At 73.1% G+C, this 22,900-nt stretch carries 20 protein-coding genes and 2 pseudogenes; 2 read left to right on the top strand and 20 right to left on the bottom strand.

Annotated elements, in window-relative coordinates:
* The first annotated feature begins 5 nt into the window (after positions 1-5).
* On the top strand, positions 6-1,376 hold the full coding sequence (locus tag ACFQUZ_RS06285; protein WP_377438716.1) for an FAD-dependent oxidoreductase: 1,371 nt from the start codon (positions 6-8) through the stop codon (positions 1,374-1,376).
* A gap of 502 nt (positions 1,377-1,878) precedes the next feature.
* Positions 1,879-1,953: pseudogene (locus tag ACFQUZ_RS06280) on the top strand (hypothetical protein); the annotation flags it as partial.
* Positions 1,954-1,985: 32 nt separating this feature from the next.
* On the opposite strand, the pseudogene ACFQUZ_RS06275 reads toward ACFQUZ_RS06280, so the two are convergent.
* From ACFQUZ_RS06275 to ACFQUZ_RS06180, 20 genes and pseudogenes are all read right to left on the bottom strand, one after another.
* A pseudogene (locus ACFQUZ_RS06275) lies at positions 1,986-2,906 on the bottom strand (hypothetical protein); the annotation flags it as partial.
* Between the two features lie 5 nt (positions 2,907-2,911).
* Entirely contained in the window at positions 2,912-3,943 is a 1,032-nt protein-coding gene (locus ACFQUZ_RS06270) for an alcohol dehydrogenase catalytic domain-containing protein (RefSeq protein WP_377438714.1), read from the bottom strand.
* A 24-nt stretch (positions 3,944-3,967) separates the two neighbouring features.
* The gene (locus ACFQUZ_RS06265) at positions 3,968-6,040 is read right to left on the bottom strand and encodes a glycosyltransferase (RefSeq protein ID WP_377438711.1); all 2,073 of its coding nucleotides are present in this window, start codon (positions 6,038-6,040) and stop codon (positions 3,968-3,970) included.
* A 3-nt stretch (positions 6,041-6,043) separates the two neighbouring features.
* Positions 6,044-7,138, bottom strand: coding sequence for an alpha-hydroxy acid oxidase (locus ACFQUZ_RS06260; protein WP_377438852.1), 1,095 nt, complete (start codon positions 7,136-7,138; stop codon positions 6,044-6,046).
* Positions 7,139-7,149: 11 nt separating this feature from the next.
* Entirely contained in the window at positions 7,150-8,013 is an 864-nt protein-coding gene (locus ACFQUZ_RS06255) for a class I SAM-dependent methyltransferase (RefSeq protein WP_377438710.1), read from the bottom strand.
* Positions 8,014-8,017: 4 nt separating this feature from the next.
* The gene (locus tag ACFQUZ_RS06250; RefSeq protein ID WP_377438707.1) at positions 8,018-9,547 is read right to left on the bottom strand and encodes a class I adenylate-forming enzyme family protein; all 1,530 of its coding nucleotides are present in this window, start codon (positions 9,545-9,547) and stop codon (positions 8,018-8,020) included.
* 66 nt (positions 9,548-9,613) lie between these two features.
* Entirely contained in the window at positions 9,614-9,895 is a 282-nt protein-coding gene (locus tag ACFQUZ_RS06245; RefSeq protein WP_377438705.1) for a phosphopantetheine-binding protein, read from the bottom strand.
* Between the two features lie 29 nt (positions 9,896-9,924).
* Positions 9,925-10,869, bottom strand: a complete 945-nt coding sequence (locus ACFQUZ_RS06240) for a hypothetical protein (protein WP_377438702.1) — start codon at positions 10,867-10,869, stop codon at positions 9,925-9,927.
* Positions 10,870-10,920: 51 nt separating this feature from the next.
* Entirely contained in the window at positions 10,921-11,691 is a 771-nt protein-coding gene (locus ACFQUZ_RS06235; RefSeq protein ID WP_377438699.1) for a 4'-phosphopantetheinyl transferase family protein, read from the bottom strand.
* A 24-nt stretch (positions 11,692-11,715) separates the two neighbouring features.
* Positions 11,716-13,095, bottom strand: coding sequence for an MATE family efflux transporter (locus tag ACFQUZ_RS06230; RefSeq protein WP_377438697.1), 1,380 nt, complete (start codon positions 13,093-13,095; stop codon positions 11,716-11,718).
* Positions 13,085-14,236 (bottom strand): acyl-CoA dehydrogenase family protein, encoded by a 1,152-nt coding sequence (locus ACFQUZ_RS06225; protein ID WP_377438695.1) that lies wholly within the window; start codon positions 14,234-14,236, stop codon positions 13,085-13,087. Before ACFQUZ_RS06225 ends, ACFQUZ_RS06230 begins: the two co-directional genes overlap by 11 nt.
* The gene (locus ACFQUZ_RS06220; RefSeq protein WP_377438692.1) at positions 14,229-14,870 is read right to left on the bottom strand and encodes a hypothetical protein; all 642 of its coding nucleotides are present in this window, start codon (positions 14,868-14,870) and stop codon (positions 14,229-14,231) included. Before ACFQUZ_RS06220 ends, ACFQUZ_RS06225 begins: the two co-directional genes overlap by 8 nt.
* On the bottom strand, positions 14,867-15,817 hold the full coding sequence (locus ACFQUZ_RS06215) for a hypothetical protein (protein WP_377438690.1): 951 nt from the start codon (positions 15,815-15,817) through the stop codon (positions 14,867-14,869). Before ACFQUZ_RS06215 ends, ACFQUZ_RS06220 begins: the two co-directional genes overlap by 4 nt.
* 4 nt (positions 15,818-15,821) lie before the next feature.
* Complete coding sequence (locus tag ACFQUZ_RS06210; protein ID WP_377438687.1) at positions 15,822-16,088, bottom strand: acyl carrier protein; 267 nt, start codon at positions 16,086-16,088, stop codon at positions 15,822-15,824.
* Positions 16,085-17,338, bottom strand: a complete 1,254-nt coding sequence (locus tag ACFQUZ_RS06205) for a type III PLP-dependent enzyme (protein WP_377438685.1) — start codon at positions 17,336-17,338, stop codon at positions 16,085-16,087. Before ACFQUZ_RS06205 ends, ACFQUZ_RS06210 begins: the two co-directional genes overlap by 4 nt.
* Entirely contained in the window at positions 17,335-18,696 is a 1,362-nt protein-coding gene (locus ACFQUZ_RS06200; protein WP_377438683.1) for an ATP-grasp domain-containing protein, read from the bottom strand. The genes ACFQUZ_RS06205 and ACFQUZ_RS06200 overlap by 4 nt, the downstream gene beginning before the upstream one ends.
* Positions 18,693-19,625 (bottom strand): 3-oxoacyl-[acyl-carrier-protein] synthase III C-terminal domain-containing protein, encoded by a 933-nt coding sequence (locus ACFQUZ_RS06195; RefSeq protein WP_377438681.1) that lies wholly within the window; start codon positions 19,623-19,625, stop codon positions 18,693-18,695. The genes ACFQUZ_RS06200 and ACFQUZ_RS06195 overlap by 4 nt, the downstream gene beginning before the upstream one ends.
* 79 nt (positions 19,626-19,704) lie before the next feature.
* Positions 19,705-21,051: a nucleotide sugar dehydrogenase gene (locus ACFQUZ_RS06190; protein WP_377438679.1), complete on the bottom strand. Its 1,347-nt coding sequence runs from the start codon at positions 21,049-21,051 to the stop codon at positions 19,705-19,707.
* The gene (locus ACFQUZ_RS06185; protein ID WP_377438677.1) at positions 21,048-22,091 is read right to left on the bottom strand and encodes an alpha/beta hydrolase; all 1,044 of its coding nucleotides are present in this window, start codon (positions 22,089-22,091) and stop codon (positions 21,048-21,050) included. Before ACFQUZ_RS06185 ends, ACFQUZ_RS06190 begins: the two co-directional genes overlap by 4 nt.
* 6 nt (positions 22,092-22,097) lie before the next feature.
* Positions 22,098-22,895 (bottom strand): sugar phosphate nucleotidyltransferase, encoded by a 798-nt coding sequence (locus ACFQUZ_RS06180; protein WP_377438675.1) that lies wholly within the window; start codon positions 22,893-22,895, stop codon positions 22,098-22,100.
* Positions 22,896-22,900 lie beyond the last annotated feature (5 nt).

The following is a 22,900-nucleotide window of genomic DNA, read 5'->3' as shown; positions in this document are numbered from 1 at the left end:
GCAGCATGGGTACGCACATCGGTGACCGGGCGATCGTGCTCGGCGGCGGGATCGCCGGGTTGACCGCCGCCAACGTGCTCGCGGAGGCGTACACGGAGGTGCTGGTGGTCGACCGTGACCACCTCACCGGCGAGAGCGCGTGGCGACGCGGCGCGCCGCAGGGCCGGCACATCAACGGCCTGCTGGCCCGTGGCCATCAGGCCCTGGAGGAACTGTTCCCGGGCATCACGGACGAGCTGGTCGCCGATGGCGTGCCGCTGTCCGACCTGTCCGGGACGGTGCGCTGGTACTTCAACGGCCGGCAACTGCGCCAGAAGCGGGCCGGGCTGACAAGCGTGGCGGCCACCCGGCCGGTGATGGAGGCGCACATCTACCGCCGGGTGGCGGCGCTGCCGAACGTGGAGTTCGTCGGCGGATGCGACATCACGGGCCTGGCGACCACGCCGGACCGCAAGCGGGTGACCGGGGTCCGGGTGCACCACAAGGCGATCGGGCGGGGCGACGAGGTCCTCAACGCCGATCTGGTCGTCGACGCCTGTGGCCGTGGTTCGCGTACCCACCTCTGGTTGGCCGAATGGGGTTATCCGGAGGTCAAGGAGGAGGGCACCAAGATCGGGCTCGGCTACGGCACCCGGCACTACCGGCTGCGGAACGATCCGCTGGGCGACGACGTGTCGATCGTCTCGGTCGCCTCACCGGAGTTGCCCCGCGGTGCCATCTGCACCAAGACCGACGGCGGCCGGATAGAGCTGACCACGTACGGCATCCTCGGTGACCATCCGCCGACCGACCCGGAGGGCTACACCGAGTTCGTCCGGTCGTTGGCCACCCAGGACATCTACGAGCTGATCCGGGACGCCGAGCCGCTTGACGATCCCGTGCAGTTCCGCTTCCCGACGACGCTGCGGCGGCGGTACGAGTGGCTCAACCGGTTCCCGGACCGGCTGCTCGTCCTGGGGGACGCGGTGTGTTCGCCGAACCCGGTCTTCGCCCAGGGCCAGACACTCGCCGCGCTGGAGGCGCTCGCCCTGCGTAAGCACCTCAACCGGGGCAGCACCCCCGATCCGCGTGCCTTCGCCCGCGATGTCGGCCGGGTCATCGACCCCGCCTGGGAGATGACCACAAGCATGAGCCTGACCTTCCCGGACGTGCCTGGACGGCGTTCCCTGAAAACCAAGATCAATCATGCGTACCTGGCCCGGATCCAGGCCGCCGCCACCCGCGACTCCCGGATAACCGCCGCCTTCCTCAGCACGGCCGGCCTGGTCTCGCCACCGCAGTCGATCCTGCGACCGGGGTTCGTCTGGCGCGTGCTGCGGCTGTCGCGGCGGACCGGGAGGAGCGCCGTGGCCCGGCCCGCGAGCGTCTCGACCTGAGTCGCTAACCGCACCAGGGGTCGCGGCCCTCTACCCGGGTCGCGGCCCCTACCCGGATCGCGGCCCCTACCCGGGTCGCGGCCCTCCATCGGCGCACCCGGCACCGCCGCATGTGGTCCGGTTCCGCCATCGGCGCACCCGACACCGCCGCATGTGGTCCGGTTCCGCCATCGGCGCACCCGGCACCGCCGACCCCCGAACTCAGTCCGGCCGGACGGGCGCGGCGAGATCTGGCCACGATCAACTCGATGTGCGGTATGTCGGGGGTTGGACGGCAGCCAACCCCGCGACATGCCGCACATCGAGTCGATCAAGGGGTGCGGGTCGACGACAACGCCGACCACATCGGACAAAGGGCACGATGGGCATGATCGACTCGATGTAGGCGTAGTAGGGGTGTCCGGAGCCCGAAGACACCCCTAGTACGCCGACATCGAGTCGATCAACGGGCGGCGAGCGGGTTCACCCGAACCGGCCCCAGGCCGACGGTTCTCAGGCCGACATCGCCGGCGACGTCGCGGTCGTCGGCGCGGTCGTCGGCGCGGTCGTCGGCGCGGTCGTCGGCGCGGTCGTCGGCGCGTCGTCCGGCGCGATCGTCGGCGCGTCGTCCGGCGCGATCGTCGGCGCGTCGTCCGCCAGCACCCGCCGCAGTTCGTCACGCAGGCACGCGTACGTGGGCGCCAGCGTGCGGCACAGCGTCGCCGCGGCGGCCCGGTCCCCGGCGACCAGCGGATGCTGCAAGGCCCCGACCAGCCGGGCCTGGTGCTCCAGGATCTGCGCCGGGCCGGCGCAGCCGATCCCGCCGAGCAGCAGGGCCGCGTCACTCAGCCGGCGGGCGCCACCGCTGACCGTGTACTCCACGAGGTACTTGTACTGCGAGTTGGTGAGCCCATCCTCGACGATCCGGGCGATCCGTTCGGCGGCGGCCGCCGCGTCCGCGCCGTCGAGCCAGCGTACGGCGGCCGGCAGCGAGGCGCGTACCGCGGTCGCCAGCTCGACCTCGTGAACCCGGCGGAACGCGCTGCGCGTGATGAACGGTTCCACCGGATAGACGAACGCGTCGGTCTGCCAGGCGGCCAGGAACGAGTCCAGCGGCAGCGTCGCGTACGGGAAGCCGCGCGGGTCGTGCATCCGGACCGTCTCCCCCTCCAGCCCGATGACCAGGATGTAATGCTCGGCGCCGATGGCCTGCCCGAGCCCGGGGTGATGCGGCAGCAGGCCCATCTCGATCGGGCCGGTGACCACCGGATCGGCCGGCGTGGCCCGCGCGATGCGGGTCACCGCCTCGTCGGCCGATCCGCTGGTCCGCTCGCACGTCCAGCCGAGCAGGTCCAGGGCGGCTGGGATGCCGAGTTCCGGGTTCCATCCCGCGGGTGAGAAGAACGGCAGGTCCGGGCCGTGCAGCGCCAACCCGTACGGGGATCCGGTGAGCACCTCGATGGCGGCCGGGCCGGGACTTGTCGGCCCGAGGGCCATGGTGAGCGCGTCGGCGTAGCAGTACGGGCCGTCGCCGACGTAGCGGACGGACATGCCGATCACCCCCGTCCGGGGTAGCTGACGACCGCCCGGAACCGGACCTCACCCTTCGCCACCCGCCGCACCGCGTCGGCGACCCGGTCGGCGTCGAACACCTCGACCCGGGGGGTGACCAGCCCGCGGGCGACGAGGTCGAGTGCCTCGGCCAGGTAGGACGGCCCGGCGTGGGTGGCGCCCAGCACCCGCTGCCCGAGCGCGAAGAACGGGAGCGGACCAGGCGGGATGGCGAACGGCTCGGCGAGGTCGATCCCGGCCAGCACCAGCCGGCCACCCGGCCGCAGCGCCGGCAGGGTGTCGGCCGCGGCCCGGTGCGAGTTGCCGGTCATCAGGATGACGTCGGCGCCGCCGGCGGCGGCCAGTTCGGCGCCCGTACCCACGACGAGGTCCGCACCCAGCTCCCGGGCCGCCGCGTGTTTGTCCGGTGAGTGGGTGACGGCGACGGTTTCCGCCCCGGTGGCGTGGGCGAACTGTACGGCCAGGTGGCCGACCCCACCGATCCCGACCACGGCGATCCGGTCGTGCGGTCGGGGTTCGGCGGTCCGCAACGCGCTCCACGCCGTGTAGCCGGCGCAGAGCACCGGCGCGGCGAGTTCGTCCGGCACGCCGGCCGGCAGCGGCACGGTTCCGGCCGCGTCGGCGACCAGGTACTCGGACTGTCCACCAGGGACGGTAAAGCCGGTGGTCGCCGGCGCGGCACAGAGGAACGCCGTCTGCCCGGTGAGCGGCAGGCCGCGCCGGCAGTGGTCGCACGACCCGCAGCCGCCCTGGATCCAGGGAACGCCCACCCGGTCGCCGACCGCCCGGGTCCGTACGCCCGCGCCGACCTCGACGATCTCGCCGACCGCCTCGTGCCCCGGTACGGGCGGATCGACCGAGGGGAACGGGATGACTCCGCGGGTGGCGAGCACGTCGTTGTGACATATTCCGCAGGCCCGTACCCTGACCAGCACTTGACCCGGCGCCGGGCTGGGGGTCGGCACGTCGCGGACCTCCCAGGTGCCGTCGAGACCGGTGATGACTACCGCCTTCATGGCTCCTCCTGTCGTGTCGTCACGTCAGCGCGATCCGCGCAGCCCGACGACCTGGCCGCGCTCGATGTCGATGTCGAACTCGGCACCGTCCCAGACCGCCGCCGGATCCACCGTGGGCGGTTGTTCGCGCAGCGCGTTGCGGGATTCGGTGATCCCGTCGAGCAGCCACGACCAGCGGTCAGCCGGCACCTCGTGGGCGGCGAAGAAGCCGCGCAGGGTGGCCGCGTAGAAACCCATGATCTCGCCGTAGTGGTCGGCGATGACGGTCTCGGCGACCCGTTCGGCCAGTTCCTGCTTCCGGTGGAACGGCGCGTCGACGATCGTCGCCAGGGCGTCCGGGGTGAGCAGCTCGCGGTCGATCCGGGCGGCCGTCTCGGCGGAGAACATCACCCGCAGCGCCCGGGCCCGGACGAACTCGTGTTCCGCCTCCCCGTGCGCGGCGTACCGGATCGCGTTCTGCAACATCCACCGCAGCGGGAAGATCACCCGTTCCGGGAACGCCGTCTGAGCGAAGACCTCGTCGTCGTAGTCGTCCCGCAACTCCCGCTCGATCTCGTTCTGGATGCGGGTCATGTGCACGTACAGCCCGGTGGCGCGCTCCAGGGCGGCGCTGCGCGTCTCGCCGTAGAACACCGACTGGCGGCGGACGAAGTTGCGGATCATCTTGATCAGCCGGTCGGTCTCCGTCTCGGTGAACACCTCGGCCGGTCCGAGCCGCACGGTGCAGCCGATCGCCTGGAGCACCCGCCCCGACTGGTAGTCGCTGCCGGTGGCGATCCGCAGTCCGGGCCGGCGGAGCTGATGCTGCCCGCCGATCGCCAGGCTCCACACCCGGGCGGTCTTGAGCGCGTCGCTGGTGTCCGGGAAGATCATCGTTTCGGGCAGCCCCATGCCGGCGAACGACCAGTACAGGAACAGGTCGTGGCCGATCACGGCGTGCCAGCGCCACTTCTCGTCGGGCCGCACCCCACCGTTCTCCAGGAACACCAGGGCCGCGTCGAAGCCGGACACCGGAGCCTCGGCGAGCACCAGGGTGCGGTCCTCGAAGACGTACCCGGGCCGGCCGGCGGGGTCGGTCAGCACGCCGTACGCCCGACCGTGCGCGTCCACCGCGGACAACGGGACGGTGACCGTGGTGCCGTCGGCGTGGGTGAGCCGCATCCCGTCCGGGCCGCGGCGCCGCCCGCCGCGCGGCAGCGACCGGTGCGCGTCCATCCCGGACAGGTCCACCGTCACCGGCGTCGGCTCGACGGTGCCGGCCAACCGACGCAGTTCCTCCGGGTACGCCGGCCGGTAGTCCTGGAACAGCCGGAGGGCGGCCGTGAACTTGTACGTCAGGAAGGGCATCACCCCGTCGACCGTCGGATCCTCGTCGAGGAGCCGCCGGATGGTGCCCACCGTCGTCGGGTGGTAGACGGTGTCGCCGTCCGACACGGCGATCGTCGCGGTCTGCAGCCGCTCCCACCGGCCGTCGGCCCGGCACATCTCGTACGCGGTGGCGACGCAGGTGTCGACGCCGAGCCGGGCGGCGTTCCCGGCGCCCGGCATGCTCTGGTTGCGGTACTCGATGCGCGCGGCGCTGGGATTGTTCGCGATGGCGTCGGCGACGACGGCGTCGGACCCGTCGGTCGAGTTGCCGTCGACCGCCAGGATCACCACCCGGCCGAGGTCGATGTCCCGCTGACGCGCCAGCGACGCCAGGGTGGCCGCCAGGTGGGGCCGTTCGTCCATGAACTTGACGACGATGAACGTGTCCCGGCCCTCCCGTACCAGCGCCGGGATGTCGTCCAGCGGGCGGCTCTGCTCGGTGCCGAAGCGGGCCCGCCGGCCGGCGAGGAACCGTTCGACGATCCGCCGTTGGCCCTGGATCACCGGGTCGCGCAGCTCGGTGCGGCACTCGTCGACGAGCGCGCGGCGCTGCCGCAGCACCCGCCGGGCGTCGACGACCTGCTCGGGCTCCAGCGGGTTGACATCGGAGGTGTGTTCCAGGGTGAGCAGCGGACTGTCGATGGCCGTCTCCGGCGGCTGGTCCTGGTTCTGCTCGGTCCACAGATGGTGGTACGGCACCTTGGCCGCCGTACGGACGAACGGGTCCACCGGTCACCCCTCGCAATCGGTGCCGAGCAGGTGCGGTCCGACGCTCGGTACGTCGGGACATCCGCACACCGCCATGGCCAGGTCGAGTTCGGTCAGATACAGGTCGAGTGCGGCGCGTACCCCGTCCTCGCCAGCGACGGCCAGTCCCCACATCACCGGGCGGCCGACGAACGCCATCCGGGCACCGCGGGCCAGCGCGGCGAGCACGTCGGTGCCCCGTCGAACGCCGCTGTCCAGATACACCTCGCACCGGTCGGCCACCGCGTCGACGACGGCGGGCAGTGCCGAGATGGTCGGCGGGGCGCCGTCGAGTTGGCGCCCGCCGTGGTTGGAGACCAGCACCGCGTCGGCGCCGATCCGGGCGGCCCGGTCGGCGTCGCCCGCCGCCACGACGCCCTTCACCACCACCGGCAGTGGGCTGACCTCCCGGATCCACTCGACGTCCCGCCAGGTCAGCGCCGGGTCGACGAGCGCCCGGTTCAGCTCCACGAGGACGCTGCCGCCCGGTGCGACGCTGCGTGGCAGGTTGACCGGGGCCGTCGACGGCGGCAGCCGGAACCGGTTGCGGATGTCCCGATCGCGGTATCCGATCACCGGCAGGTCGACGCCGAGCACCAGGGCCCGGTAGCCGGCCGCGGCGGCCCGGTCGATCAGGTCCCGGGTCACCGCCCGGTCCCGCAGGCAGTAGAGCTGGAACCACAGTGGACCGGTGGCGGCCTTCGCCACGTCCTCCAGCGACACGCTGGAGAAGACGCTTACCACGTCGAGCAGGCCACGCGAGCCGGCGGCCCGGGCGGTCGCCAGTTCCCCGTCCGGATGCGCCAGCGTCTGGTACGACGTGGGTGCGATGCCCAGCGGGGCGGCGACCTCGGTGCCGAGCACCGTGGTACGCGGATCCCGGGTGGCCACGTCGACGAGCACCCGGGGGGTCAGCGACAGCCGCCGGAACGCCGCCCGGTTGGCCCGTACCGTCCGTTCCTCCCCGGCGCCGCCGGTCACGTAGTCCCAGACGGGACCGGGAAGGTTCGGGCGGGCGAGCCGGCCGAGGTCGTCCACGCAGGCGAGGGCGGGGAGCGTCGACCGGCCCTGGTTGGCCACCACGGTCCCGGTCAGTCGGTGCCCGGCCGGGCGCTGATCAGGTAGATCCGCGGCAGGTTCGGCACGTCGGGCGGCGAGGCGTCCTCGCTCCACCGGCCGTAGCTGGCTCCCCGGTTGCCCGGTTCGAGGACGGAGTCCGCGGTCCAGCCGCGCTCCCGCATCCAGGAGGCGGGGTCGTCGGTCCCCCACCGCCACGGAGCGTCGGCATCGGCGAGCTTCTGGAGGAAGTCCCGCATGTACGGGAACCGGAAGATCCCGGTCCCGATCACGTCGATGGCGATCCGGCTGCCCGGCGCCGACAGCCGCGCCACGTCGGCCAGGACCTGGCCGGCCAGTTCCTCGGGCAGGTAGAAGAACACCCCTTCGGCGAACCACACCGACGGACGCTCCGGGTCGAAGCCGGCCGCCAGCAGCGCGGCCGGCCAGTCGTCGCCCAGGTTGGCCGGGACCACCCGGCGTTCACACTTCGCCGACTCCTCGCTCGCCGCGAGGTTGTCCGCCTTGTACGCCAGCACGGCGGCCTGGTCCACCTCGTACACCACGGTGTCGGCGGGCCAGTCCAGGCGGTACGCCCGGGTGTCCAGTCCGGCGCCGAGGCCGACCACCTGACAGCCGGGCGTCGCCGACTCCATCAGGAACTGGTCGAACCACCGGTGCCGGATGGCCAGGTACGGGTTGCCGTCGTCGGCGCCGCGCGAGGTGTGGTAGTAGGTCAACAGATCGGGGCCGCGTGGGCCGGCGAGCCGTTCGGCGTACGGATCCTCGAAGAGCCGGTCCGGGCGGCGGCTCTCGCGGGCCCGTGCCGCGGCCATCCAGAGCGCGGTCTCGCCGACTCCGTCGATGCCGCGCGGCTCGCGGGAAACGGTGGTGGTCATCGGGTCACCCCCAGGTAGGTGTGTGTGTGTCGGTTGTGGACGTGTCGGGCCGCCCGGGTGCGGGCTGCCCCACCAGGGCGAGCAGCCGCTGGCGGTCGACCTTTCCCAGCCCGCTGCGCGGCAGCCGGTTGAGTACATGCAGGTGGTGCGGTGTCTCGTACGGCAGCAGGGCGGCGGCGCGGCAGTGCGCCAGCACCTCCCCGGGCGTGGTGGCCGGGTCGAGCACCACCGCGGCGTGGATCTCCTGCTCGCCGTCGGATCGTTCGGCTCCGTAGACGACGACCTCGCGGACGCCCGGATGGTCGGCGAGCACCTGCTCGGTCCGGCGCGGGTTCACCTTCCGCCCGCCGACGTTGACGAAGCTGTCGTTACGGCCGAGCACGAACAGGTGCCCGGTGCGGTCGAGCCGGACCAGGTCCCCGGTGTCGTAGTAGCCATCGGCCGTCAGTCCCCGGCGCTCCTCGCCCCGGTAGCCGAGGAACAGGGCCGGCGTCCGCACGAGCAGCCGGCCGGTCCGGTCCGCGTCGGCCGCCCCGGACGCGTCCGGGCCGTCGATCCGCAGGGTGACGCCCGGTGCGGCGAACCCGACCGAGCCGGCCGGCCAGTCGGTGAGCGCCTGCGGCACGCAGGCGACCAGCCCCGCCTCGGTGATGCCGTAGATCTGCCGGACCGGGGCGCCGAGCGCGGCGCCGATCCGGGCGCCGGCTTCGGCGCCGAGTGGTCCGCCGGCGGACAGCGCCGTCCGCACCCGGGTCGGTCGCAGTCGGGCGGCCAGCACCGGTGCCAGCAGCCGGTAGAGCAGCGGGGTGCCGAGTAGCACGGTGGCGCCCTGCTCCAGCCCAGCCACCAGGGCGCGGATGCCGAACCTCGGCAGCGTCACCAGGGTGGCTCCCGAGATGAGCGCGGCGAACGTCCCGGCGAGCCCGTACGAGTGCGCCACCGGCACTGCGACCAGCACGACGTCCGCCGCGGTGATCTCGAAGAGGTCGCGGTACGCGCGGGCGCCGGCCAGCACGTTGTCGAGCGTCTGGCGGGCGATCCGGGGCCGGCCGGTGGAACCCGAGGTCAGTTGCAGGATCTCGCCGGGCCGGGCCGGAACCGGGACACCCGCCGCCGCGCCGATGGCCGCGGCGGACGGCGAGTCCCGGAATGCCTCGTACGTCAGCCGCGCCGGACCGCCGTGCACCGCGCCGTCCGGGACTGACTCGTCCAGGGTCCTGGCCGGTCCGACGATAACGGGGGCCCCGAGCGCGTACACCGGAGATCGCGGGTCGGCCAGTTGCGACGTCCGCTCCTCCAGCAGGAGGACATCCACGCCGGCGTCGACCAGCCCGAGCACGGTGGCGACGCTCGCCGCCGTGCCGTCGAGCACCACGATGACCGGAACGTCCCGGCGCAGGGTCCGGGCCCGGTCCGCCACCGACGCGGCGGCGTCGGTGAGGGCGGCCCAGCTCGTGTCGACCCAGCCGCCGGCCGCGTACGCCCGGATGGCCGGCGTGCCGGCGGGCCGCGCGTGGCGCAGTACGGTGAGCATCCAGCCTCCCTCGGTCCGGGCCGGCCGGAGCGGCCCGGCCGGCGGTGCGTTTCCCGGTGAAGTTGTTCAGCGCAGGTGTTCGGAAATCACCGTGGCCAATGCGGAAGGCGTCGGCTTCTCGAATATTTCCTCCAGCAGGATCGCCTGCATGTCGGTCGAACCGACGGCCGACGAAACGCCTTCCGCGGTGGGCAGTTGTTGCAGTACCTCAATGGCGCGCAGGGAGTCGCCACCGCTGTCGAAGAAGTCTTCGTCGGCGGTGAGCGCGGCGCGCTGGAGAACGTCACCCATCACCTTTCCGATGGACGCTGACAGATCGGCGGACTGTTGCGCCGTGGACGTGGACATGAGACCAACCCTTCACCGTGGAGTGTTTCTCACCGAATTCGTGCGGCAGCGACACCGGAGTCCGGGATCCGCTGGCCGAGGTCGTCGACAAGCGCCTGCCGGAGCTGCCCGTAGGTCGGCGCCAGTTCGCGGAAGGTGGCCGCGGCACGGGCTGCCTCGTGCGTCACCAGGAGCAGTTGCAGCGAGCCGATCAGCAGGGCCTGCCGGTCGGCGACGGCGGCGGCCCGCCGGCACCCGATCGCGTCGAGTTGCGCGGTGGCGTCGGCGAACCGGCGGGCGCCGGCCTGCACCTGGTATTCGACCAGGTACTTGTACTGCATGTTGGTCAGGCCGGCCTCGACGATCCGCGCCGACCGTTCCGCGGCGGCGGCCGATTCCGGCCCGTCCAGCAGTTCGATCGCGGTCGGCAGCGACCGGCGTACGGCGGTGTGCGGGTCGACCATCCGGGTCCGCCGGAAGTTCGAGCGCACCGCGTAGGCGTCCACCCGGTATGCGAAGGTGTCCGCCTGCCACGCCTTCAGCAGGCTCTCCAGGGGCATCGTGACGAACGGCCAGCCCTGCACGTCGTGCGCCCGGACCAGGTCGCCCTCCATGCCGACGACCACCACGTTGTGGTCCGCGCCGATGGCCCGGCCGAGCCCGGGAATGTACGGCAGCAGGCCCATCTCGACCGGTCCCACCAGCACCGGCGCCTCCCGGCTGGCCCCGCGGAGCACGGCGACCGCGGCGTCGGCCGAGCCGGCGGTCCGGTCGCACTCCCACCCGAGCAGATCGAGGGCCGACGTGATGCCGAATTCCGGGTTCCATCGGTCCGGCGTGAAGTACGTGTACTCGTCGTCGCCGTGAATGGAGATGCCGTACGGCGATCCGGTGAGGACCTCAATTGTCGCGGGCCCGGGTCCGTCATCGCCGAAGATGATGGACAGCGAGTTCGCCGTGCAATAGGGGCCGTTGCCGAGATAACGAAGCGCCATGAGGCCGATTCTGCCGGGCCGGCAAGGCGTCGTCACGCCCGGCGGAGGGGTTCAGCAACGTCGAAGAAACGCTGATCCACAGAATTGTCGTGCGGATGCGGACAACTCCTCGCCGGCCGGCCACAGTGGATCGAATGGCCGGGATCCGGCGAGTGCCACGCAGGCCGCGTAACCCGGCGGGGCGGGCAGGTCGCGCAGCGTCCAGTCCCCGGGAATCCGGCCGGCCGGGTCACGGACCGCCAGCACCGGTCCGGGCCCGGCGACGGGCAGTACGAGCCCGCGCGTCATCCGGTCGCCGGCCGCCTTGACCCAGGCCTCCTTGCGTACCCACAGGCGCAGGAAGGCGTCTGGCCCGCCGGAGCGCACGAGGCCCCGCTCGCCGGCCGGGAAGTACCGGCCGGCGAGGGCCGCGGCGGGCAGACCGGCCCGCCGGCGGTCGAGGTCCACGCCCACCGCCCGGGTCCGGCTCACGGCGAGCAGCGCGACGCCCGCGGTGTGCGTGAGGTTGAAGCGCGGCGCCTCCGGATCGACAAGCGCCGGCTTTCCCCAGCGGCCGGTCCGCCAGCGCAACGCCGCCGGCGGTCGGCCGAGGTAGCGGCCCAGCAGGACCCGCACCGCGCCGCGTGCGACGACGAACCGCCGGGCCGGCACGGGGCCGTGGTCAGCGGCCCGGTGCCGCTCGGCCCGGTCCAGGACCGGGTACAGCGCCGCCACCACCGGCCCCGGTTGGTCGAGCCCGATCGGCCAGAGGTGGACCACGCCGTCGGGCGGCACGGACAGCCCGGGATGCCCGGCAAGCCACGGCGGCGGCCCGTCGGACATCCCGGTCCCGGTTAGCACGCCGGACTACCCGCCCGAGGCTGCCGGTGCGGGCGCCGGTGCCGGCGCCGGTTGCCGGCTGGCCCGGCGCACCGCGTGCAGGCCGGCGAGCACCACGACCACCCCGGCCAGGTTGCACCAGGCGATCGTGCGGTACAGCGCCACCGGTTCCGCCACGGCCGCCACCACGATCGCGCCGATCAGCACGATGGCGGCGAAGTACACCAGGTTCAGCACCACGGCGAGCAGGCCAGAGCCGATCTGCTCCATCACGGTCAGCGAGGTGAGCACCGGTCCCATCAGGACATAGGTGAGGCCGACCGTGCTCAGGTACAGCGCCGTCTGGTCGGCGATGCTTGGCGACGGGGTCATCATCCGGCCGAACAGGTCGCTGCCGGCCCACATGACGACCGAGACGAGCAGGTAGACGCCGACCGTGATGGCGAGCCCGTTGCGCATGGTGGCCGGCATCCAGTCGAGGTGCCCGGCGCCGCGTTGCTGGTTGAGCACGATCGCCGTCGCCGATCCCAGCACGATGGCCGGCATCAGGACCAGGAACTGCAGGGTCACCGCGCTGGAGAAGCCGGCGATCACCCGCGGGCCGAAGTCGCCGAGCACCCACAACAGCCCGAAGTTGGCTCCGAACAGGATGAGCTGGGTGGTCGCCACCGGGAGGCCGACGGCGCGGATGTGCCCCAGCGACTCCGGGCGCCACCGGGTGAGGTCGGTACCCGGCCGGATCAGTCCGTGCCGGCGCATCAGCCACACCCCGAGCAGCGCCCCGACGGCCGCGCCGACCGCGATGGACAGCGGTACGCTCAGCGCCCCCATGCCGCCGGCCAGGCCGAGCAGGGCCACCCCGCCGAACTGCACGGCGGCGCCCGCCAGCACCACGGCCGCTCCGGCGCCGGCGTGGCCGAAGCCACGCAGGCTGGACGAGCAGAGGATCGACGCGACCTGGAGCAGTTCGGCGACCGCCATCCAGCGGAGGAACGTCATGAAGTCGGCGCGGGAGGCGTCGGGCACGCTGAACGCGTCCGCCAGCAGCGGGGCGGCAAGCAGGGTGGCGACCACGAGCACCACCGCCGCCACCCCCCACATGCGGACGAAGCTCATCGCGATCGGCGCGACGTCCTCGGGTCGCCCCCGGCCGCGGCTGATCGCCGCGGCGACCTGGTTGCTGAATCCGAACGCGACGTAGACCGCGATGAACAGATGGCCGATGGGCAGGTAGAGCGCCCGCACGTAGAGCGCCTCGTCGCCCATCCGGCCCATCAGCGCCACCACGCCGACCAGCACCAGCAGGCCGACCACCTCGGCGAACGCCATCGGAACGGCGAGCCGGACGATCGCCCGCCGGACCGGACCGCCGCCCGGACCGGGTACGTCCCATGTCTCAGTTGTCATGTCGGTTACCCCCTCGGGTCAGGTGTTGGGAGACGATCAGCTTCTGCACGTTGGATGCCCCCTCCATGAACTCCACGCCCCTGGCGTCGCGGGCCAGCTTGCCGAGGTACGGATGGTCGAGCCGGGCGCCGGGACCGAAGAACTCCGGGGCGGCCAGCGTGGCCTCCTCCGCGAGCCGGGCCGCCCGCGCCTTCGCCGCCGACGCCAGCGCGCCGTCCGCCGGGTCGGCGTCCACGGCCCGGGCGGCGGCCAGGTTGAGTTGCCGGACTCCCTCGACGCGCCGGTCCAGCGCGTCCAGCCGGTCACGTTCGGCCGGCCGCAGGTCACGCCGGTGAGCGCGCACGTAGTCGCAGGCGGCGCGGGCCATCCCGATCCCCATGGCGGCCACCCGGGGCCGGATCCGGTTGAATACGCGGACCCAGCTCAGCACGCCGCGCCGGGTGGCCGGCAGGTGCCGGCCGAGCATCCGGTCCGCGCCCACGGCGACCGCCGACATGGAGATCGAGCCGAGTGCCGCGCCGCGCAGGCCGATGGTGGTCAGGGGCTCGACCGTCAACCCGGGCGTCGGGGCCTCCACGAGCACCGCCCGCACACCCAGCGGCCCGGAGCGGACCCGCGCGAAGACCACACCGAGCCGGGCCCGCGGCGCGTTGCCGACGTAGCGCTTGGCGCCGGTCAGCCGGAAGTCGTCGCCGTCCGGGTCCAGTCTCGTCTCCAGGCCGCCGGCGTCGGAACCGTGTCCCGGCTCGGTGAGCGCGAAGAAGACCCAGGTGGGTCGCTCGGCCAGCGCGCCGAAGAACCACTCCCGCTGCGCGTCGTCGCCGAGCAGGTCCACCAGCGGGCCGGCCATCGGCGCCCCCGGCGCGGCCAGGATGGCGCCGACATCGGCCGCGGCCAGTTCCTCGAAGAACACCACCTGCTCCAGCGCGGTGTCGAGATGGAACGTGTGGCCGCCGGCGGTCAGCGGCTCGCCGTTCGGCGCGTACCGCGCGGTGGCGAGATGGCGCATGACGGGGGTGTCCAGCGCGCCGTGCACGGCGTCCGGGTCGCGGTCGAGGTCCATCGCGAGGGCGGCGAGGTCGCCGCCCCACTCCGCGGCGCGGGCGCGCAGCGCGGTCAGCCGTCCGTCCAGCTCAAACATCGCGACCACCGCCCCCCGCCGGTCCGGATGCGGCGGCCAACGTGTCGGCCAGCAGTTCCGAGGCGTACGCGGTGCGGCCGGGTCCATCGTGGACGAAGCCGCTGGCGCCGAGCAGCCGCAACAGCGTCCGGTCGGTGGTGGTGATCCGGCGGTGCGCGTCCTGGACGTGGGCGTCGCCCGGTGCCGCGCCGTCGAGCACGGCGGCCACTTCCAGGTGGTCCATCCGGATCTCGGCGAGTTCACCCTTTACCAGTTGCTGCCCCAGCAGCGGTTCGCCGCCGGTGGTCCGCCCGTCGAGGTAGCCGAGACAGTCGTCGAGCAGCCGCTCGGACAGCCCCAACCGCAGCCAGGCCAGCGCGAGCGCGGTGGCCCGCGCGCCAGTTTCCGGATCGCCGGCTTCTGGATCGCCGGCCTCCGGATCGCTGGCCCGGTCCGGCTCCGGGGTGCCGTCCGGTCGGCGTACCAGGGCTAGTCCCTCGGCGGTGAGCAGCGGGTCGGTCGCGGCGGCCGGCGCGTCCGGACCGGCCGGGACGATCGCGTACCGGCCGGGTCCGGTGATGCCCAGCTCGCGCAGGGCCGCGCCGGCGCCCTCGGTGCGCGCCACCCGCCGGCACCGGGCCCAGCGGGCGGTCACGACGGTGCCTCCGGACGTTCGGCTGCCTCGTGTCCAGCCGTTCCGCCGGCGGCGGCCGGCGTCACCACGCAGACGCCGAGGCACCGGGCGGTCACGTCGTATTCGGCGAGCGCCACCGGGTGCTTCGCGCCGGCCGCCCCGCTCGATGGTCCGGTCGGCAGCCGTCGCGCGAGTCGCCGCCAGCCACCGGTCGCCGGCCGGCCGGCCGGCGGCGCGGCGGCGGGGCCGGTCACGACGGCGCCGGGGAACTCCGCCAGCGCGGTCGCGAGGGCCGGTCGCACCTCGTGCGGTGCCACCCCGGACAGCACCCGGGTGGACACCGCGCCGAGTTCGCCGGCGCGCTCCAGCAACACCGCGACCAGCCCGGTCCGGACCGGCGGCGGGGCGCCCGCGGTGAGGAAGGTGCCCTGGTCCAGCAGCACCACCAGGGCCCGGTCGAAGTCCTCGGCGCCGGCGTACGCCTGGGCGATCCGCAGTGCCGTGAACGGCGCGGCCACGCCCTGGTCGGCGACGGCGAACGCCAGCGGGGCGCCCGGCAACGCGCCGGTCAGGAAGCTCGCCGGCCAGCCGGGTTCGGCGTCGGGGGTGACGTGCGCGAGCACCACCAGCTCGGTGGGTTTCCCGGCCACCTCTGCCACCAGGGGGCGGACCAGGTCAGTGAAGGTGGTCCGCGCGGCACCCGCGAAATCGGCCGGCCGGTCCGGCAGGCCGTGCAGCCCGGCCAGATCGGCGAGGTAGCCGGCGACGGCCGGCGCGTACCCGTGGCCGGAGGTCGGGGGTACGCCCGGGTCGACGACGACGCGCGCCAACCGTAGCGGCCCGGCCCGCGCCGGCCCGTCCACCCGGCCGGACGCGGTCGCACCGCCGGTTTGCCCGGTCGGCGCGGTCGGGCGGTCGGTGTGTTGGATCGGTGCCGTCGGGCCGGCGTGGACTCCGGTGACGAACATCCGCTCAACCGCCCGCCTGCTCGGCGATGTAGTCGGTGAGCGAACCGACCGTCTCCAGATGCCGAGCTTCGAGGGTCTCGGCGTCGAACTCGAAACCGAACTCGTCCTCCAGCGTCATCAGCAGTTCGAGCGCGTTCGTCGAGTCCATTCCGAGGTCGGCGAAGAGCCGGGTGTCCTGGCGCAGCGACTCCGGTTCGCGCCGCACCACGTCGGCCAGCACCCCGATGGTCCGCTCGGTCAACTGCTTCCGGTCCAGATCGGTGGTGGTCATCGTTGGTCTCCTCCCGTCGTCATGGCGTTTGTCTGTTGGCGGAGCAGGTCCGCCACCCGGTCCCGGCGCCGGACGAGGTGCCCGACCCCTCCCGACACCAGCACCTCGGCGGGATAGCCGTGGCCGAGGAACAGCGTCGGTGAGGCCGTCGGCCCGTATGCGCCGGAGCGGAGCACGCCGAGCAGGTCGCCCCGGCGCAGGACGGGCAGTTCCACCCCCCGGGCCAGGGTGTCGTTGGGCGTGCACAGCGGTCCGGTGACCGTCCACCGGGTCGTGGGACCGCTGGTGGGCCGGCCGAACACCCGCAGCGGGAAGTCGCGTTTGACGAATGACCCGATGCCCACCGCCGCCATGTGGTGGTGGGTGCCGCCGTCGGTGATGGCGAAGCGCTCCCCCACCGAGGTCTTCACGTACCGCACCCGGACCAGGTAGGTGCCGGCCGGGGCGACGAGATACCTGCCGAGTTCGGTGACCAGGCGGGTGCCGGGGTGCCGGTCGTGGAACGCCGCGAACACCGGGTTGACCAGGTCGGTGAGGCGGTCCACCGACAGGTCCCGCTCGCCGTCGAAGTAGGACACCCCGAGCCCGCCGCCGACGTCCACGAACTCCAGGGGGAAGTCCAGCCGGGCGGCGAGTCGCTCGGCCAGGTCCAGGATGCGGCGGGTGTTCTCGGCGATCACGGTCTCGTCGAGGATCCGGGTGCCGAGATAGACGTGCGTGCCGACCACTCGCAGGTGCTCGAAGCGCAGCCCGGGCAGGCCGAACAGCTGTTCCTCGTCGATGCCGAACTGCCGGGGCTTGCCGCCCATGGTGAGGCCGGATCCCTTGACGGCGAATGCCGGGTTGACCCGCACCGCCACCCGAGCCCGGACGCCCCGTTCCCGCGCCAGCTCGTCGACGATCTCCAGCTCCTCGAACGACTCGCAGATGATCGCGTAGATCTCCTCGTCCAGGCAGGCGGCGAGTTCCTCCCGGCTCTTGCCCGGGCCGGGAAAGACGATGTCCCGGGCCGGCACCCCGGCCTGTCGGGCGGTGCGCAGCTCCAGCAGCGAGGAGACCTCGGCTCCGGCGCCGAGCGAGTGCAGCAAGCCACAGATCGCGACGTTCGGGTTGGCCTTCAGCGAATAGAAGATGTCCACCGCCGGGTGCAGCCGGTCCCGCAGGCCCGCGTACTGGGCGGCGAGCGTGTCGGCCTCGTAGACGAACAGCGGGGTGCCGAACTCGTCGGCCAGCGCGGCGTAGTCGATCATCTCGCCTCCTCGGTGAGGGTGCTCAGGCGGCGGGTGACCTCGTCGTCCAACGCCGCCAGGCGGGCCGCCGTCTCGGCCATTAGCAGGGTGTACAGCCGGCCGTCCGGCGGAGCCGCGTTTACCGTGGCGAACGCGGTCACCACCAGGCCGGTCCGGCCGCCGGGGCGGAGCAGCGCGTCGTCCAGCAACCGCCGCAGCGTCGCGAACGGCAGCGGCTCGGGCAGCCGTACCGGGTAGTGCCGGGCCAGCACCTCGGCGCCCGGCGGGACGAGCCGTTCCTGCACCACCGTCTGGTACGTCGACATGTTGTTCCTGGCGTTGATCTCGACGATCGGGTAGATGCCGCCGTCCGGGTCGACCATGGCGTCCACGCCGACGACTCCGGCGTACCCGTCCCGCGCCAGCGGTGCGGCGAGGGCCTCGGCGACGGTGACAAGCTCGTCGAGCTGCGCACCGGTGAGGCGCGGCGGGAACCGGTGTCCCTTGTGGACGCCGTCTTCGGTGAGCGCCTCCTTGACGAAGTCGAAGCTCATCGAACCGTCCCGGCCCACGACGAAGTGGTAGTTCAGGTCGGTGCGCTTGGCCACCCATTCCTCGACGACGAGGGCCACGTCGGATCGCCCCGCCCGGGCGGCGCGGGACTCGATCATGCGGTGCAGTCGGTCCAGCCGGTGCCGGCTCTCGACGACCGTGATGCCCTTGCCGGAGACCCCGAACGCGTCCTTGACCACCACCCGGCCGCCGCCGTCGACCACCCGGCCGGCCCAGGCGACCGCGTCCGCCAACTCGTCGAGGGTGGCGCAGGTGCGACCCGGCGGTTGCCGCAGCCCGAGGTCGGTGGCCAGCAGGCGGCTGTAGATCTTGCTGTTCACCGCCTTGCAGACCGCCGCGGACGGTGCCGCCAGCGGCAGTCCCGAGCGGGCGGCCAGCTCCTCCTCGACGGTGGACACGCCGTGCGGCGCCAGCCGGAACCCGGCGCCGCCGAGCGCGGCCAGCTCCGCCGTCAACGTGTCGTCGGCGAGCGCGTCGGCGCTTACCGTCCGGTCTGGCTGCTGCTCGCGCGGCAGCAGCAGCCGAGGCACGGTCAGTCCCAGCTCCGCGAGGTGGGTCAGGTGGTCCGGGTCGGGAGAAGCCTTGAGCACCACCCGGTCGCCCTCCGCCGCGAGCAGCAGGGCGAACTCGTCCATCCGGTTCACCAGAGCCCGGCCCGAGCCGCCGACGGTGAGCCGGGGCAGGCCGCGCTCGGCACCCGCCCACTCGTCCTCGACCTCGAAGTTGCCGAGCAGCACCAACGGAGTGTCGGCCGCGCCGGTCAACGCGGTACGCAGCTTCGCGCGGAAGTCCCCGGCCATCGTCATCGCCGGAACACCATCGCCGAGAAGGTCGCGCCGAGGCCGACCGACGTCATCAGGTAGTGGTCTCCGGGTCGCAACCGGCCCAGGTGCTGGGCGGTCTGGTAGTTGATGAACGGGTCGGCGCCGAAGCAGTGCCCCAGCACCGGCACGTTGTCGAGCAGGATCCGGCCCACCGGCAGCCCGATGCTCCGGGCCACCCGGTACCAGGACATCTTGTTCACGTTGTGCGGCAGCACGAGCGCGAGATCCGGGGCGGTCAGCCCGGACGCCGCCAGCGCCGCCTCGATCACCTCGGCGAGCGCGGCCGGGTAGAGCTCGTCGAACCGGGCCGCCAACTCGGGCGGCTCGAACGGTGCGACGTGGAAGTCACTGTGGGTGCGGGTCGCGTACCCCACCACGCGGTCGCGCCCCCCGCCGGGGCGGACCAGGACCGCCGCGGTCGCCTCGCCCATCACCGCCGAGTTGGGCATCACCTTGGTGACCCGGGTGAACGTCTTCTCCCCGGCCAGCACCAGGGCCAGCCCGTCCGGATCGTCGTCGGCCGCCAGCAGCTTCCCGCAGACGTCGACGGCCAGCAGGGCCGACGCACAGGCGTGCTGGGTGAGCGAGAACGCGGCGGCCCGGGTCAGCCCCAGCGCGTCCCGCACCCGGTCCAGGACGTCGGCCGGGTACGGCGTGGCGAGTTGGATCGTCGGGGCGTACACCAGGTAGCGCACCTGGTCCTCCCGGCCCCGCAACTGGTCGAGCTTGCTCGCGGCGGCCAGCAACAACTCGGCCACGCCGGCACCGGGCTCCCGCCGGACCTCGGCGAATCCGTAGTAGCGCTGGTAGAGGCCGATCTGCGCGGCGCTGAAGTCGAGGTCGGCCAGGATCCGCGCGACCGGCGTCGCCTCCGGCGGCAGGTAGCTGGAGACCGCTTCCAGTGCCGTCATGTTCCGCCCTCCTCCTCCGTCGGGCCGTGCTCGGCGTGCCTGGGGCCGTTCTCGGCGGCCCCGGGCCGTGCTCGTCGCCTCAGGCCGGGACCGGCACGCCGGCCGGCCGTTCCGCTACGCCCAGGCGCCGGTAGTCGATGTCGTCGGCGCCGGCCAGGTCCTCGGCGAGCACGCCCCACATGTCGAAGACGACCGAAGGCAGGCGCATCCGCTCCCGCAGCACCGGGTGGCCCAGCACCGTGCGGTAGCCGGGGTGGTCAACGAGCAGCACCACGGCGTCCGCGCCGTCGAGTCCCTCCTCGACACCGACCGGGCTGAAGCCGGCCCGGCAGATCCGCTCGGGGGCCACCACGAAGTCGTGCCCGCGCAACTCCGCCACCCGGCCGCGCAGCGCCCGGGCCACCTCGACGGACGCCGAGCCGCGGATGTCGTCGGTGGCCGGGCGGCCCTTGTACGCGATGCCGCAGACCAGGACCCGGGCCTCGGCGACGGGACGGCCGGCCGCGGCCAGCCCGTCGAGGACCTGTTCCACGGCGAGCCGGGGCACCCGCTCGTTGACCGTCCGCGCCGCCGCCACCATCGGCGGGTGGTAGCCGGCCTGGCGGGCCGCGTGCATCAGCAGGTACGGGTCCTTGGTGAGGCAGCTGCCGCCGACGAAGCCGGGGCGGGACAGGTCGGGCCGGGGATAACGCAGGTTCGCCGCGTCGATGACCTCGCTCGCGTCGACCCCCAACGAGCGGGCCATCAGGGCCACCTCGTTGCCGAAGCCGTAGATCAGGTCGGTGTGCGCGTTGCACACCAGCTTCACCATCTCGGCCGCCTCCACACTGGACACCAGGACCTGGTCGGGAGCGACCGGCGCGAGCAGGTCGGCGGCCCGCCGCGCGGAGCGCTCGTCGACTCCCCCGATCACCTGGGGCAGCGCGGCCAGCTCGGCGAGGGCGCGACCCTGGATGGTGCGCTCGGGGCAGACGGCGAGCAGCGGCCGGGCGACGCCCCGTTCGCGTAGCCGGGCGAGGATGAAACCGCGGGTGGTGCCGACCGGCACGGTGCTGCGCAGCACCACAAGCGTGTCCTCCGTCAGGTGCGTGGCCACGTGGTCGACGGCGGCCGTCAGGTGTCCCAGGTCGGGCAGGTGGGTCCGCGGGTCGACGGCCGTGCCGACACAGATGACGATCGCCCGGACGGGTGTGTCCGGCAGCCGGTCGGTGACCGTGAACCGGTCCGCCGGCAGCGCGGCGAGCAGCGCCCCGACGCCGGGCTCGAACAGGGTGGGGCGACGGTCAGCGAGGGCGGCGCGGACCGCCGGATCCGCCTCGACGCCGATGACCGAGGTGCCCTCCCGGGCGAGCGACACCGCCAGCGTCAGCCCGACATAGCCGAGCCCGACGACGGCGACGGGTCCCGGATCGTTGTGCGTGTTCATCTCGCCACCTCGCTCCTTCGCCCCACCCGGGGGTCGATCGACATGTCCGACGTGGTTACCGCGGCGGACCTGGTCGACGCCGGTGCCGGTCCCGCCGACCCCGGTCCCGCCGACCCCGGACCGGTCAGCGCCGTCCGCAGGGCCTCGCACGCGAGTTCCTCGCTCCGCCGCGCCGCCGGCAGCACCGCGCCAAGGCCGAACGCGCCGTGGAACAGCCCGGCCACCCGGTGCGTCCGCACCGCGACACCGGCGGCGGCGAGCCGGGCGGCGTACGCCTCGCCCTCGGGCCGGAGCGGGTCGTGCTCGACGGTCAGCACGAACGCCGGCGGCAGACCGGCCAGGCTCTCGGCGCGCAGCGGCGACGCGTACGCCTGCTCGCCGTGCGTCCGGTCGGTCAGGTACTGGTCGACGTACCAGCGCATGTGCCGGCTGGTCATCAACTGCCCCCGCGGGTCGTCGGGCCAGTCCGCGAGGCAGTCGGTCACCGGGTAGACGAGGAGTTGGAACCGGACCGGTGGGCCGTCCTCGTCGCGCGAGCGCAGGCAGCAGACCGTGGCGAGGTTCCCGCCCGCGCTGTCCCCGGCGACGGCGATCCGGTCCGGGTCACCGCCGAGGGCCGCCGCGCCGTCCGCGTACACCCAGCGGAGCGCGGCGTAGGCGTCGTCGACGGCCGCCGGGTACGGGTGTTCGGGGGCCCGCCGGTAGTCAACCGAGACGACGATCGCCGGTGTCCCGTCGGACAGGATGCGGCAGATGCCGTCGTGCGAGTCGAGGTCGCAGAGCACGAAGCCGCCACCGTGCAGGTAGACCACGACCGGCAGGTTGGGGCCGGCCGTCCGGGGCCGGTAGACGCGGGCCGGGATGTCGGGCGCACCGGGGATGACGATGTCCCGGACGTCACCGAGATCCGGGCCGCTGGGAAACCGGGCGCGGCGGTGCCGGCGGCGGGCCTCGGCCGCGTCCGTCACGGCCCCTCCCACGTCCGGGTACGCGGCCGACATCAACCGCCGGACGCCCTCGGTGTACGGGTCCAGTGCCATCGCCGGTCAGCTCCAGGGCGACAGGTCGGCGACGGAGAGCCGGTCCCCGTCGGGTTCCAGGGCTACCTCGTTGCGGCGGCCGTTGCCATTCGACGGCGCGTCCGGCCGCAGGTACCGGTCCGGATGGGTGAGGAACTCCTTCATCGCCTTCTGGTAGCGGAACGGGGTGCCGATGTCGTACCACTGGCCGCTGAATCCGTACCCGGTGACCTGCTGGCCGTCGGCGAGCAGCGCGTTGATGAGGCCCGGCATGTCGGCGGCGTCGCTGCGCGGGATGTGGTCGCGGACCCGGGGGTCGGCCACGTAGATCCCGGCGTTGATGTTCCATTCGACGTTCGGTTTCTCCCAGATCTGCTGGACCCGCCCGTCGCGCACGCGCAGCACGCCGACGCCGGCGTGCAGCAGGCTCTTGTGGAACGCGACGGTGAGCAGGTTCCCGCTCGTCGTGTGCTGCCGGTGCAGGTCGGCGAAGTCGATGGTGGTGAGGATGTCGCCGTTCATCACCACCGCGGGTGACGTCCAGTCCGGTACGAGGTGCAGCGGCGCGGCGGTGCCCAGCGGGCGCTCCTCGGCGCAGTAGTCCACGGCGACACCGAGGTGCCGCCCGTCGCCGAACTCATCCTTGATCATGTCGCCGAGATGGGCGATGCACAGGGTGATCCGGTCGAACCCGCAGTCCCGCAGCCGCCGGATGATGATTTCCAGGATCGAGTAGTGACCGATCTTGACCAGTGCCTTCGGCTGCCACCGGGTACGTGGCCAGAGGCGGGTTGCCTTCCCGCCAACCAGGACGATCGCGTGCATTGCCG

It is taken from the genome of Plantactinospora sp. GCM10030261 (assembly GCF_042666615.1).
Taxonomy (GTDB): Bacteria; Actinomycetota; Actinomycetes; order Mycobacteriales; family Micromonosporaceae; genus KBS50.
This window is presented reverse-complemented; position numbering and strand designations above follow the sequence as displayed.